We start from the raw sequence: 13479 nt of genomic DNA, 5'->3' as shown, positions 1-13479 counted from the left end.
GGGCAGCAGGCCGGTCGCGAGCAGGGTGGCGATGCCGATGGGCACGTAGATGATGAAGATCCACGGCCAGCTCAGCCACTCGGTGAACACACCGCCGAGGAAGACCCCGGCGGTGCCGCCGGCCGGGGCGGCGGCACCGTAGAGGGCGAGCGCCTTGCCCAGCTCCCGGGGGTCGTGGCTGAAGAGGATCATCAGCAGGGTCATGGCGGACGGCGCGATCAGCGCCCCGCCGACGCCCTGCACGGCCCGCCCGGCGATCTCGACCCCGGCGGACTGCGCCGCCGCAGCCACCACGGAGCCGGCGATGAGCACGCCCCACCCGGTGACGAACACCCGCCGGGCGCCGAAGAGGTCGGACAGCCGCCCGCCGAGGAGCAGCAGACCGCCGAAAGCGACGACGTAGGCGTTGAACACCCACTGCAGGTCGCCCGGTGAGAAGCCCAGGTCGCGCTGCATCTCGGGGAGCGCGACGCCGATGATCGAGGTGTCCATGATGACCATGAACTGCGCGGTGGCGAGCACGAGCAGCGCCCACCAGCGGCGGGGATTGACGGATGACATGAGGCTCCCCTCTCGTTATACCCCCTGGGGGTATCTGCCAGAGAGTTGTAACATACGGGTAGGGGGTATGCAAGCGGTCGCTCGGGGCACCCGGCTGCGCTGCGGGTACGGCGTCATGCCGCACGAGACTGCCGCGGTGGTCAGCGAGTGAGCGGGCCGTCGAGGAGGTCGAGGACCGGGCCGGCGGCGATGCCGAGAGCGACGGAGGCTGCCGCGGCGGCGTAGGCGGCGAGGGCGGCCGGGCGGACAAGTGGGTGAGGGCGGGGCTCGTCGGTGGCGGTGACCGCGGGGTGGATCCAGCGCAGGTAGTAGAAGAGGGAGGCCACGGTGTTGACGGCGGCGAGGACGGCGAGCCAGGTGTAGCCGCCGTCGACGGCGGCGGTGAAGACTTCGAGCTTGCCGAGGAAGACGGCGGTGGGAGGGGTGCCGAGGAGGCCGAGCAGGCAGACGATCAGGCTGATGGTCAGCCACGGGCGCACGCGCAGCAGGCCGCTGTAGTCGTCGATGGTGCGGGCGTGCGGCAGGGCGCAGACGACCGCGAAGGCGCCGAGGTTGGTGAGGGCGTAGGCGGCGAGGTAGTACAGCAGGGCCTGTTGGGCCTGGTCGGCGCGGGTGGCCACGGCGACGGGCAGGAGCAGGTAGCCGACCTGGCTGATGGTGGAGTAGGCGAGCAGCCGCTTGACGTCGGTCTGGAAGAAGGCGGCGAGGTTGCCGAGCGTCATGGACGCGGCGGCAAGCACGGCGAGCAGCTCGGGCCAGGGCAGGTCAGCGTCAGCGAGCGGCACCGCGGCCAGGCGGTAGAGGGCGGCCAGGGCGCCGACCTTGGGGAGCGTGGCCAGGAACGCGGCGGCGGGCGGACTGCTTCCCTGGACGGCGTCGGGGACCCAGAAGTGCCCGGGCACGCCGCCGGCCTTGAACAGCAGCCCGGCCAGCAGCCCGACCGTGCCCGCGGCCACCAGGACGCCGGGCGCGTCGGGCAGGTCCTCGCTCAGCACGGGGTACGCGGTGGCGCGCCCGGCGGCATACAGGACGGTGATCCCGGCGAGCATGACGACGCCCAGCAGGGCGCCGACGACGAAGTACTTCAGAGCCGCCTCGGTGCCGGGTCCGTCCTTGCGGAAGCCCGCCAGGGTGTACGCGGGCACGCTCGCCAGCAGGTAGGCGGCGGCCAGGAGCAGCAGGTCCTGGGCGCCGGTGAGCATCAGGGCGCCGAGCGCGGCGAGCTGGACGAGGACGTAGAACTCGCTCTCGCGCGCGTCCCCCCGCAGCGGGACGAAGCTGAGGGTGAGCACCACCAGCGTGCCGCCGAGGATGACGACGCGGCCGGTCGACGTCACGACGTCGACGGCGAATGCGCCCTCGAAGGCCGTCGTCGGCGCGTCGGCAGCGGCCTGGCGGACGGCCGCCACGATCCCGGCCGTACAGGACGCTCCCGCCAGGGCCCCGACCAGCCACTGCCGGCGGCGCGGCAGCCAGGCGCCGAGTAGCAGGCCGAGCACGGCGGAGGCGGCGAGGAGCACCTCGGGCAGCATGTCGAGGGGGTTTTCGTTCATGCCCGTCATCTCGTTCATCGGGCGACGAGTTCCAGGACGCGGCGCGAGAACGGCTCGATGACGTCGAGTACGAAGCGCGGGAAGACGCCGAGGATCACGGCGAGGGCCAGCAGCGGGACGATCGACGCGGCCTCGTGCGCGCGGATGTCGGGGAACGGCCGCGGCGTGCCGGGGCTGTCGGGCAGCCGCAGCGGGCCGAGGAAGATCCGTTGCAGGGCGCGCAGCAGCAGGGCGGCGGTCAGCAGGATGCCCAGCACCGCAAGACCGGTCGCCACCGGCCGCGGGCCGAGGCTGCCGGCGAGGATCTGGAACTCGGCGATGAAGCCGGAGAAGCCCGGCAGCCCGAGGGAGGCGAAGACGGCGACGCCGGTCAGGGCGGCGAAGACCGGGGTGCGAGCGGCGACACCGGAGTACGCGCCCATGTCGTAGGTGCGGCCGCGCTCGTAGAGGACACCGGCGAGGAGGAACAGGGCGGCGGTCAGCAGGCCGTGGCTGACCATCTGGTACGTGGCCCCTGTCACCGCCAGCCGGCGGGCGTCGGCGGTGTCGGCGCCGGCCGCCGCGGCGGCGCCGACGGCCAGGATGATGTAGCCCATGTGGTTGACCGAGGTGTACGCGACCATGCGCTTGAAGTCGGTCTGGGCCAGGGCCACCAGCGCTCCGTAGAGCACGGAGACGACGCCGACGACGACGAAGACCAGCGCGTACGAGCGCCAGGACGCGGGCAGCAGCGGCATCGCGATGCGCAGGAACCCGTACGTGCCCATCTTCAGCAGCACCCCGGCCAGGATCGCCGAGCCCACCGCCGGGGCCTCGGTGTGGGCGGGCGGCAGCCAGGTGTGGAACGGCACGGTCGGCGTCTTGACCGCCAGGCCCACGCCGACCGCCAGCAGCACCAGCGCCCCGTAGGCCGAGCGCCCGGCCAGCGGGTTCTGCTCGGCCAGCGCGACGATGTCGAAGGTGTGCGGGTCGGCAGCGAGGTAGAGGCCGATGAAGCCGAGCAGCAGGGCGAGCGAGCCGAGGAAGGTGTAGAGGAAGAACTTCAGCGCGGCCCGGGAGGCACCTGCGTGGCCCCAGCCGGCGATGACGAAGTACATCGCGACGATCGACAGGTCGAAGAAGACGAAGAAGAGGATGAGGTCGAGCGCGGCGAACAGGCCGAGACAGGTGGTCTCCAGGAAGAGGAACAGGGCGGCGAACTCCCGTACCCGGCGGGTCTCGCGCAGCGCGTACAGCGCGCAGGCCAGGAAGAGCACGCCGGTCAGCGCCAGCAGCGGCAGCGACAGGCCGTCGACGCCGACGTGGTAGCCGATGCCGGCGGAGGGGATCCAGCGGGCGTTCGTCTCGTACTGGATGCCGCCGCCGTGGTCGTACCCCGCCCAGACCGCGACGGTCAGCGCCAGCACGGCGGCCGACACCGCCGCCCAGGTCAGGAGGAAGACCCGGCGGTCGGTGGCGCGCGGCAGGCACAGCAGCACCGCCGCCGCGGCGGCAGGGAGGAAGACGAGGGCCGTGAGCACGGTGGCGGTCACCTCACGAGGACGAAGACGACGGCGAGGACGGTGAAGGCCGCAACGGCCTGGGCGAGGTAGGTGTGCACCTGGCCGGACTGCGGACGGCGGGCCAGCCGGCCGAGCGCCTGGCTCACGGCGCCCACGCCATCCACCGCGCCGTCCACCCTGATCTCCAACCGGCGGTTGACGCCGGTGGCGAGGCGTAGCGTGCCGCGGGCGAGACCGTCGATGCCGCGGTCCAGGACCCGGTCGTCGAAGCGGGCGAGCGCTGCGGCGAGGTGCTGCACAGGGCGTACGAAGAACGCGCGGGCCGCGGCCTCCAGGCCCAGCCACCCCACGGCCCACCCCGCGAGGCGTGCAGGAACTGGGCTGTGCCGCCCGCCCCACGCCCAGACGGCGCCGGAGACGGCGAGCGCGAGGACGGCTGAGAGGATGAACTCCCAGGAGTGCGGGGTGGCTTCGCCGCGAACGCCCAGCGTGCGGGCGACGGCGTCCCGCGGGCCCGGCAGGGCCAGGGCGCCGAGGGCCGCGGTGGCGAGAGCGAGCACGGCGAAGGACAGGGCGGCGGGGAGCGGTAGCCGCGCTGTGGAGGCGGTGCTGCGTCGTGCGTCGCCGTGTGCGGGTGCTGGCTGCCAGACGTACCAGAGGGCCTTCACGGCGTAGACCGCCGAGACCACGGCCGCGGCCAGGCCCGTCGCGTACAGCGCCGGGCTGTGCTCCAGCGCGCCGGCCAGCAGCACGTCCTTCGCCGCCCAGAGCGACAGCGGCGGCACCCCGGCCAGGGCCAGCGCGGCCACGGTGAACGCGGCGCCCGCAGCGCGGTGTCCACGGGCGGCGCCGCGCAGGTGCCCCAGTGTCTTGGCGCCCAGCGCCGTGAGCCAGAAGCCCGCCACCAGGAACGCCAGGCTCTTCGCCGCGGCGTGCGCGAGGAGCTGGAGGGTGCCGCCGGTGGTCGCCGACACCCCGGCCGCGAGCACCATGAAGCCGATCTGCGCGCAACTGGAGGCGGCCAGCAACTGCTTGAGGCCCGACTGCGCCACCGCCACCAGGCCCAGGGCCAGCGCCGTGGCCGCACCCGTCCAGGCCACGGCGTCGTCGCCCCAGCCGGAGGCGGCGAGCAGTGGGCCCAGCCGGAGCAGCAGGTACGCCCCGGCGACGACCATCGTCGCCGAGTGCAGCAGTGCCGAGACGGGGCTCGGGCCCTGCATCGCGCGAGACAGCCAGAAGCTGAACGGCAGTTGGGCGGACTTGCCCAGCGCCGCCACCACGACCCCCGCGGTCAGCAGGTGCAGCCACGGGCCCGGCGCCTCGTCCAGCCGGTCCAGCCGCAGGCCCGCCGCCTGCCCGCCGACGAGCGCCGCGCCCGCGGCGAGATACACCCCGAGGTCGGCGGCCCGGGTGGTGACGAACGCGACCCCGGCCGCCTGCACCCGCTCCGACTCGCGCCACCAGTAGCCGATGAGCGCCCACGAGGTGGCGCCCATGACCTCCCAGCCCATCAGCAGCGCGGGCAGCGTCGTCGCGGTGACGGTCACGAGCATGGCGCCGCAGAACAGCAGCATCAGGCCGAAGAAGCGGGCGCGTGCCGCCCCCGGGCCGACGTCGGCGACGCTGAAGACCAGCACGGCGAGGGTGACCGCCGAGACGGTGACAACCATCAGCCCCGAAAGTCCGTCCACCGCGAGGCCGAACGGCAGCCCTTCGAGCAGAGGAGCCCGCACCGCCGGCTGATCGAAGGCGACGAGGACGGCCAGCACCACCGTCGCGCCCGCCGCCGCCAGTGCGACCCAGGGCGCGTACCGGTCGGCCTTGCGTCCGGACACGGCCAGCACCGTGCCGATTCCCAAGGGAACGGCGACCAGCGCCCACAGCAGCCCGCTCACCCCTTCAGCTCCGCCGCCTCGTCGGTCATGTCGACCTCCCGGGCCCGGAACAGCGCGATGACCACGGCGAACCCGATGGCCATCTCGACCGCCATGACGGTGACCGCGAGCACGACGAGCACCTGCCCGTCGGTGGCCGCGGGCGCGACGTAGTGCCAGACCGCGGCGGCGGCAAGGATGACGCCGCCGAGCATCAGCTCCAAGCCCATCATGAGCATCACGATCGACTGCTGGGTGAGCGCGCCGAACAGACCGACGCAGAACAGCGCGGCGGCCACCAGCAGGAACAGCTCCAGCGTCACCGGCCCACCCCTCCGCGTACGGGATCGTCGGCGCGCCGGGACCGCAGGTCGTCACCGAAGCGGTCGTACCGCCCGCGCCGGGTGGCCAGCACGACGGTGGCCACGATGGTGCTGAACAGGGCGAGCCCCAGCGTCATCATCGTCAGCATGTGCGGGCCCATCAGCGACTCGCCCAGCGCCATCGTCGGGTCCGCGTCCGGCTCGCCGCGTCGTCGCGGCCACGGTGCCAGCAGGATGCCCGCGGCCAGCAGGCCGAAGACGCACACGCAGATCGCGGCAGCGGCCTTCGTGTTGTGCAGCATCGACATGGGCATCAGCCCGGCCGGGTTCATCATGAACATCACCATGAACACGGCCATGATGGCCATCTCGATCGTCATCATCAGGATGACGACCACGCCCAGGTAGTCCAGGCCGAGCTGGATAACCAGGCCGCCGACGCAGAGCAGGGACAGCAGCAGCGCGTACGTGGCCCGGGCCATGGAGTCGAAACGGAACACCATGACGCCGCTGGCCACGGCGAGCACGGCCAGCGTCCAGAACACAGCGTCATCGAGCATCTGCCCGGCCTCCGCCCCGCACCCGCGTCTCATCCGTCCTGCCGTCGTCGCTCATTCGTCCCTCACCTGTTGAGCACCACGATCGCGACCCCCAGGGCCTGTAGCAGCGTCAGCGGCACCAGCACCATCCATGCGAACTCCATGTACCGCTCCATGCGCAGCGTCGGCAGCAGCCGCCGGCCGGCGACCAGCAGGCCCAGCACCACGGCGGTCTTCAGCAGCGTCCAAGCCCAGGCCGGCAGCCACGGACCGTGCCCGCCGCCCAGGAACAGCGGCACGCTGAACGCCGCGGTGACCACAAGCAGCAGCCACCGCCCGCCGAGCAGCACCAGCCGGTCCACGCCCGAGTGCTCGGCCGCCGCGCCGCCGGCCGCGTCCCGGCCCAGGGGATGGTCGAACGGGCCCCAGAAGGCCATCGCCAGCGCGCTCAGCAGGTACGCCGCGAACGCCACCGGCATCCACACGGCGAACCACAGTCCCTGCTGGGCCACCACCACCTCGCCGACCCGCAGCGACTCCGCGCCCAGCGCCGCGGTGGTGAGTGCGAACATGTGCGGCAGCTCGTACGCCAGGCCCTGCGCGAGGAAGCGGTAGCCGCCGATCAGCGACAGCGCGGAGTTCGGCCCCCAGCCCGCCAGCCACACCGCCGCCCACGCCAGCGCCTCCATCGCGTTGAACCACACCACGCCCACGACCGGGTCGGTTACGGCACGGAACCCCCATGGCAGCACGGCGGCGGCCAGCACCGCCGCGACCGGGACCAGACCGACGCCGATCCGGCCAAGCCACGGGTCGTCGGCAGTGGTACGACGTGGCTGCTGCGCAAGCAGCCGCAGACCTTCCCGCAGGGGCACCGCGGCTTGTCGTAGCCGGACGCCGCCTCGGCCGCGCTCCGCCGCCGCGGCGAGCACCGCGTCGAAGCCCGCGACGACCACCGCGGCAACGACGAGGGCAAAGGGCAGCAGCACGACGGCCCACAGCGGGGCGGTGTCAGCCATGCACGCTCACCGCCGCCGCCACTTCATCCGGGTCCGGATCCAGGCTCGCCACAATCAGGCGCGCGCACGCGAACTCAGCCCCGCACAGCAGCCCGGGCAGCGCATCCAGCAACGCCTGCGACGGCGGCCGGACGGCATCAAGGCGACCGCGTGGGCCCTCCCTATCATCCGGTGCGAGGGGCCGTTCGTCATCGAGCCCGGCGGCGCAACGCTCCACGCTCGCGAGCCAGACCAGCAGGCGCCCGTACACGTCTCCATCCGCAGCCAGCGCCGGACCGCTCACCCCCAGCTCCCGCGCCCGGGCGGCCGGCAGCTCACCGAGCCCGACGGTCAGCCGGCGCAGCGTGCGCGACCGCCGGACGCGGCGGGCGAGGCGGCGCAGCTCCGGGCGCCACGCACCCGTCGGCGTCCCGGTGAGCACCGCGTCGCGCAACCGCCGGGCCCGCGCCGCGGGATCGGACCACCCGGCGACCGCGAGGAACCGCGCCACGCTGTCCAGGTGCGCGGCGCAGCACCGCCGGTCGGCGGCGCCGCGGCTGACGGCCTCGCCGTACGCAGCTCGTAGCCACGGTTCGTCCCAGTACGGCAGGTGATGCGAGGCGGTCGGCGCGGGCGTACGCACCTGGGCGCCCTGAACCACATCACCCTGCAGCTCCACGTCCACGACCAGCCCGGCGGGCCAGTCCGAAAGTGTGGGCCCCAGCGGCAGATGGAGCAGGTCGAGCCGCAGGCCGTCACGGTCGTCGGCCCGCTCGGCCATAGGCAGCCCGGCGACCATGCCGCCGTGGTGGTGGGTGTGCCCACCGTGTCCGTCGTGGCCGGCATGGCCTCCGTGCCCGACGTCCGAGTCACCTTCGCCGTGACCGCCGTGTTCGTCGTGACCGGCGTGTTCGTCGTGACCAGCGTGTTCGTCGTGACCAGCGTGTTCGTCGTGACCAGCGTGTTCGTCGTGACCAGCGTGTTCGTCGTGTCCCTGGCGCCCGCCATGACCATGGCCGGCGTGCTGGTCATGGCCCGCATGCTGCCTATGCTGCGCGTGCTCGCCGTGGTCCTCATGTCCGGCAGTCCCGTCGTGGCCGTGGTGCTCCGCAAGCTCCCCGTGGCCGTCGTCGCCGGCCCGGTCCTGCCCACCGCGACCCTCGTGCGTATGACCTCCGGGCTCCTCAGAGGCGGTGACCTCCTCGCCGTCACCGCCCCCCGTGGCCGCCGTCCACACCGCCCCCGAGGACAGCCGCCGACCCAACTCCTCCAAGGCAACTGCGACGCCACCCGGCTCGGGCACGCAGACCTGCGCCTTGGGGTGCGGCATCTGTGCCCAAACAGCGCTCAGCCACCCATCCTCCGGCTCCCGCGCCCCCGCCACCACCAGCCCGCTTGCCCCGGCCGGCCCTTCAGCCAACGGCCAGCCGAGCCGCCGGAGTTCTGCTTCGACCGTCAGTCGTACTTCTGTGCCGCCCGGCACGGTGACCAGCAGCACGGCGGGACGACCCGTCGCCATCCGGCGCAGCGCGGCTCTCACGTCCATCGCAAGGCACCCTCACGCCAGGCATACGCGACGGCCGCGAAGAGGATGCCCAGGAAGACGAACATCTCGACCACTGCCGGTGTGCCCATCTCGCTCACGACCCGCACCCACGGATACATGAACAGCATCTCCATGTCGAAGGCCAGGAAGATCATCGTGACGGGATACCAGCGGACATGGAACCGGGAGACTGCGTGTTCCCGCGGCGGCAGTCCACCGCTGAACGGTCCGGTCTCCAACGGCCGCAGCCCGGCCCGCAACCACGCTCCCAGCCCATGAAGCGCAGCGACGCCACCGGCCATGACACCCAGCAGCACCAGCACCGGCTCCCACGCACTCACCTCAGCCGCCTTCCCGTCCGCGCCGCCCCGTGGAGAGATCACTAATTAACTTAGCGACATACCCAGGCGATGCGCCGCCTTCCCGCGCTCGGCGGGTCACACTCCGCGCCAGCAGCCTATACCCCTACCGGGTAACTTCACGTGGGATCGGCGAGTGGTGGCGGGAGGCGGAGCCACTGCCCCTGCGGCGAAGCCGACCGCGAATGACCTTGGCTTGCAGCAGGAGTTGCACAGCCCAGATGGCTGGGTCGGTCTGGGCGGCGCGGCCGCCAAGCCGTGGAGGACCTCTCGGGTCCTGCCGATGACCACCAACCAGAGGAAACAAGATCAGCAACGAAGTGCAGTCAACAGGGCGGTGATCGAGAATGTCCGCGGCCTGCTCTCCACCCGAGCCGGCACCCGCACCCTTCGCCACGTGGACCCCTGCCCGCGGTGTGTGGGAGACCAACCCGATCAACCCCGTATGCGGGCACTGGGCGTGCTACTCGCAGACCTGGCCGACCTCGGGTACGACGCGAGCTGGACGTGCCTACGCGCCTCTGGTGTCGGTGCCCCGCAGCGCCGCGAGCGCGTCTTCCTCGTCGCCTGGCCCCAGGAACGCCGAGACCGTACTGCTGCAGAAAACCCCGACGGCGAACCTGGGCAGCAATGGCGGCTCCCAACACCCGGACAAACGCAAATCCGCAGGCCACGGCCCCACCCTGGCCGACGAGATCGAACACCTCCTCCCCACCCCGCCACCCAGCGACAACACCACTGGCTCACCGAACCCGAAGCACGGCGACGAGAGCCTTACCCATGCCTCCACCGACACGGGACTCGCCGCGCACGGCACACCGACCGGGGCTGCGTTGGAGGTCGATCCCACGCATGCGCTGCCCACCCTGACCTCGTCCTACGGGAACGGCAACGGGAAACAGCAGACCAGACTCTTCGCGAAGAACAAGAAGAAGGCGGCCCTGGCCTACCAGCGCAGCCAGCGCGCGGCTGTCGAGGAGGGCCGCGATCCTTTCCCGCACCGGGGTCGCAAGACCATTAGCTCCACACCCGCCATCGCCGACTACATCGAGACGTTCCTGTCCCGGCACGAAGGGCGCCCGGGACCATCGAGACCTACGGCTACCGTCTGCGCGGCCACGTAGTTCCCACGCTCGGCGAGCGGGCAATCGGCGAGGTGCAACGAGGCGAGTACCGGGACTTCTTCACTGCTCTCAAGACCGAAGGCATGCCGGACTCCACGCGCTCCGCGGTCAAAAAAGCGCTCTCGGCGATACTCTCGATGGCTGTGGAGGACGGCCACTTGCAGGGAAATCCGGTCTCCGGCATCCGCCTCCCCAAAGGGACAGGCAAGGGTGTCCAGCTCACCTGGGAGCATGTCGTCGCGCTGGCAGACGCGATCACCCCGAGGTACCGGATTCTGATCTGGTTTGGGGCGCTACAAGGACTGCGCTCTATGGAAGCCGCCGGTGTTCGGCGCTGCGACCTGGAGACCGTGCCCGCCCGACAGCTGGTCGAGGAACAGCGGCGCCGCGGGCAAGCGGCGCCGCTGAAGACTTCAGCGAGCCGCGCGCCGCTCGCGGTCGGAAAGTACCTCTGGGATGAGTACCAGGCTCACTTGGCCCGATGGCGGGCCCCGCTGTCCGCTGCCGCACTGCACAAGCGAGAGCGGCGCGGGCTTCCTCCGATTCCGGAGGAGTTCAGTGAACTGGTCACGGTCACCAGGTTCTGGACCCCCGTACGGCAGAGCACCCTCTGTACGGAGTTCGATCTCGCGAAGGAGAGAGCGCGGGCGTGCGGCGTGACCGTGCCGCAGGGAACGACTTTCCGGGATCTGCGGCACTTCGCCGATGCCGTGCTGGTGGCCTCCGGAGTAGAGCCTCGCAAGGTTCAGGCGCGCATGCGCCACGCCCGGCTGGCCGAGACACTGGACACGTACGGCTATCTCGTCTGGGAGGTCGACTGGGCCAATGCCCCCGCCTCCTTCGAAGAGCTCTACGGCATCCCCGGCCCGGCCGGCCTACCGGCGGCGGCGCTGCTGCCGAGGGCCGAACGGAAATGGCCGGATACGGCGGCCCCCGTGCCGCTCACACCGAGTGGCCATGCCGGGAGCGACTGGGCGCGCTGACAGCGCGCGGTGGGTAACCGTCCGACTGACTGGCATGTATTTGACCTGGATGACGATCCGACGCCGGGGGATCCGGAGAGTCCGGCCTGCACTACAACGTCCTGCGCTACTACGACCCCGACATCGCCCGCTACCTCACCCCCGACCCGCTCGGCCCGGCCCCGGGCCCGAACCCCGCCGCATACGTCGACAACCCCCATGTGTGGACGGACCCGCTGGGCCTGGCGCCATACGGCAAGCCGGTGCGGATGACGCTGAACAAGCTTCAGACCTGGGGCTGGTCACATTCGACCTGGCGGCAGGAGACACGGCCAAGCTGCTGGAAGTCCTCAGCAAGCCGCGCAGGGCATGGTAGAGACGTGATCGTCATTCCCCGAGTGCTCGGCACCCTGCTCGACGAGGCCGCGGAGCGCCACCAGCGCGAGCTGGCCTTGGACTTCGCCGAGCACGCCCTGGAGATCTGCGCCGACCGGCTCGCGCCGCCCATCCGGGACACCTGCGCCGAACTCCTCGCGGCGGCGCGCGAGGCGGTCGGCCTGGACCGGGCACACGAGCGGCTGGCGGACGCCTACCGCACATTCCACGCGGTGCGCACCACCCCCACCGGAGGCGGTGTGAGCGACGACGCGAGTTCGGTGGCGCACATGGCTCTCGGCTGCAGCGCCCAACGTCTGATGGAGGCGGCCGACCTCATCGTCCGCATGGGGTCGTCGCCACCGAGCTGCAAGGACGTGGCCCGCTCGGCCCAGACCACCGTCGGCCGGCGGCGGGCCGAAGACGCCGATGACCCTGCCGACGAGTCCTCCCGCGCCCGCAGCGGCCGGTGAGAGGAAGCCCGCTGGCAACTCACCCGCGTCATCGAAACCACCCCCGACCCGAACGCCTCCCGGCCGAGCCGCCACGGCAGAGGCTGACCCCGGGTGGTGATCCGATTTCTGGTTCGGCCGCCGTGGGGGGTGCGCTTCTACGATCGGTTTCGTCCGGCCCCGCGGCGTCGAACCAGATCTGGGGTCGGTCTCATGCTGGCGGAAGCGCTTCTGACGCCGGCCGGGGGGCACGGGGTCCATGGGCGCTAATCAACGGCATGTAGCTGGACAGAACCCGGCGTGCCTGAACGGGAAATCAGGTCTACGCGCGGCCACCTGCGGGGACGTACTTGAAGCCAACTGCGCCTGCTGTCACGCTCGTTGGAGGTCCGGCACCCGGCCGGCCCACGTGCCGTGCCCCCACACCCGGCAGCGGCAGGTGTCAACTCCCGGAGAGAGGTCCTTCCGTGGACACGTCCCGAATACCGCGCGCCGCGCTGATCTCCGCCGTGGCTCTGGCCGCGGCGGCCACCGGTACGCTGCCCTCCGTCGCGGCAACGCCCGCCGAACCCGCAACGTCCTCCGTCGTCGCGTACGACGACACGTACTACGAGGACGCGCTCGGCAAGGAGGGCGAGGAGCTCAAGAGCGCCCTGCACACGATCATCAGCGACCAGACCAAGATCTCGTACGACCAGGTCTGGGACGCACTCATGGAGACTGACGAGGACCCGGAGAACCCGGACAACGTCATCCTCCTCTACAGCGGCTACTCGCAGAGCAAGGACTCCAACGGCGGCAACGCCGACGACTGGAACCGCGAGCACGTCTGGGCCAAGAGCCACGGCGACTTCGGTACCTCGACCGGTCCGGGCACCGATGTGCACCACCTGCGCCCCACAGACGTGACGGTCAACAGCACCCGCGGGAACAAGGACTTCGACTACGGCGGCAGCCCGGTCGACCAGGCCCCGGAGAGCTTGACCGACGACGACTCCTTCGAGCCCCGCGACGAGGACAAGGGCGACGTCGCCCGCATGATCCTCTACATGGCCGTTCGCTACGACGGCGACGACGGCTTCGCCGACCTGGAGCCCAACGAACAGGTCGACAACGGCTCGTCGCCGGCCATCGGCAAGCTCTCGGTCCTCAAGGAGTGGAACGCCGAGGACCCGCCGAGCGATTTCGAGAGGAACCGCAACGAGGTGATCTTCGACCAGATCCAGCACAACCGGAACCCGTTCATCGACCACCCGGAGTGGGTCGACTCGATCTGGCCGTAACGATTCAGCGTGTGCCGGCCGTCCCGAC

13 protein-coding genes and 1 pseudogene are annotated in these 13479 nt (G+C 71.4%); 5 read left to right on the top strand and 9 right to left on the bottom strand.

The annotated features are described in order from the left end of the window. From T328_RS33485 to T328_RS33445, 9 genes are all read right to left on the bottom strand, one after another. Positions 1–561, bottom strand: a 561-nt coding sequence (locus T328_RS33485; RefSeq protein ID WP_496495359.1) for an MFS transporter, incomplete at its 3' end; no start/stop codon positions are given. A gap of 140 nt (positions 562–701) precedes the next feature. Then, positions 702–2123, bottom strand: coding sequence for an NADH-quinone oxidoreductase subunit N (locus T328_RS33480; RefSeq protein WP_496500017.1), 1422 nt, complete (start codon positions 2121–2123; stop codon positions 702–704). A gap of 5 nt (positions 2124–2128) precedes the next feature. Continuing rightward, on the bottom strand, positions 2129–3634 hold the full coding sequence (locus tag T328_RS33475) for a complex I subunit 4 family protein (RefSeq protein WP_496500016.1): 1506 nt from the start codon (positions 3632–3634) through the stop codon (positions 2129–2131). Between the two features lie 8 nt (positions 3635–3642). Further along, complete coding sequence (locus tag T328_RS33470; RefSeq protein WP_496500009.1) at positions 3643–5511, bottom strand: NADH-quinone oxidoreductase subunit 5 family protein; 1869 nt, start codon at positions 5509–5511, stop codon at positions 3643–3645. Then, a complete protein-coding gene (gene nuoK, locus T328_RS33465; protein ID WP_496500008.1) occupies positions 5508–5813 on the bottom strand; it encodes an NADH-quinone oxidoreductase subunit NuoK in 306 nt (101 codons plus the stop codon). Before nuoK ends, T328_RS33470 begins: the two co-directional genes overlap by 4 nt. Next, on the bottom strand, positions 5810–6373 hold the full coding sequence (locus tag T328_RS33460) for an NADH-quinone oxidoreductase subunit J (protein WP_496500007.1): 564 nt from the start codon (positions 6371–6373) through the stop codon (positions 5810–5812). Before T328_RS33460 ends, nuoK begins: the two co-directional genes overlap by 4 nt. Before the next feature lie 62 nt (positions 6374–6435). Further along, positions 6436–7371, bottom strand: coding sequence for an NADH-quinone oxidoreductase subunit H (locus tag T328_RS33455; RefSeq protein ID WP_496500006.1), 936 nt, complete (start codon positions 7369–7371; stop codon positions 6436–6438). Then, entirely contained in the window at positions 7364–8848 is a 1485-nt protein-coding gene (locus T328_RS33450; protein WP_496500005.1) for a hypothetical protein, read from the bottom strand. Before T328_RS33450 ends, T328_RS33455 begins: the two co-directional genes overlap by 8 nt. Positions 8849–8886: 38 nt before the next feature. After that, positions 8887–9198 (bottom strand): NADH-quinone oxidoreductase subunit A, encoded by a 312-nt coding sequence (locus tag T328_RS33445; protein ID WP_496500015.1) that lies wholly within the window; start codon positions 9196–9198, stop codon positions 8887–8889. Positions 9199–9538: 340 nt separating this feature from the next. Between T328_RS33445 and T328_RS33440 the strand changes: the two genes are divergently transcribed. From T328_RS33440 to T328_RS33420, 5 genes and pseudogenes are all read left to right on the top strand, one after another. Beyond that, positions 9539–10276: a DNA cytosine methyltransferase gene (locus T328_RS33440; protein ID WP_496500004.1), complete on the top strand. Its 738-nt coding sequence runs from the start codon at positions 9539–9541 to the stop codon at positions 10274–10276. 135 nt (positions 10277–10411) lie between these two features. Further along, positions 10412–11362 (top strand): site-specific integrase, encoded by a 951-nt coding sequence (locus T328_RS33435; protein WP_496500003.1) that lies wholly within the window; start codon positions 10412–10414, stop codon positions 11360–11362. Between the two features lie 77 nt (positions 11363–11439). Continuing rightward, positions 11440–11595: pseudogene (locus tag T328_RS33430) on the top strand (RHS repeat-associated core domain-containing protein); the annotation flags it as partial. A 126-nt stretch (positions 11596–11721) separates the two neighbouring features. After that, positions 11722–12189 carry a hypothetical protein gene (locus T328_RS33425; RefSeq protein WP_496500002.1) on the top strand — a complete coding sequence of 156 codons (468 nt, stop codon included), beginning with the start codon at positions 11722–11724 and terminating at the stop codon, positions 12187–12189. A gap of 446 nt (positions 12190–12635) precedes the next feature. After that, positions 12636–13451: an endonuclease I family protein gene (locus tag T328_RS33420; RefSeq protein ID WP_496500001.1), complete on the top strand. Its 816-nt coding sequence runs from the start codon at positions 12636–12638 to the stop codon at positions 13449–13451. Positions 13452–13479: the final 28 nt, after the last annotated feature.

It is taken from the genome of Streptomyces sp. CNX435, assembly GCF_059570575.1.
Note: the sequence above shows the minus strand (reverse complement) of the source record. Positions and strands in the feature narration are given on the sequence as shown.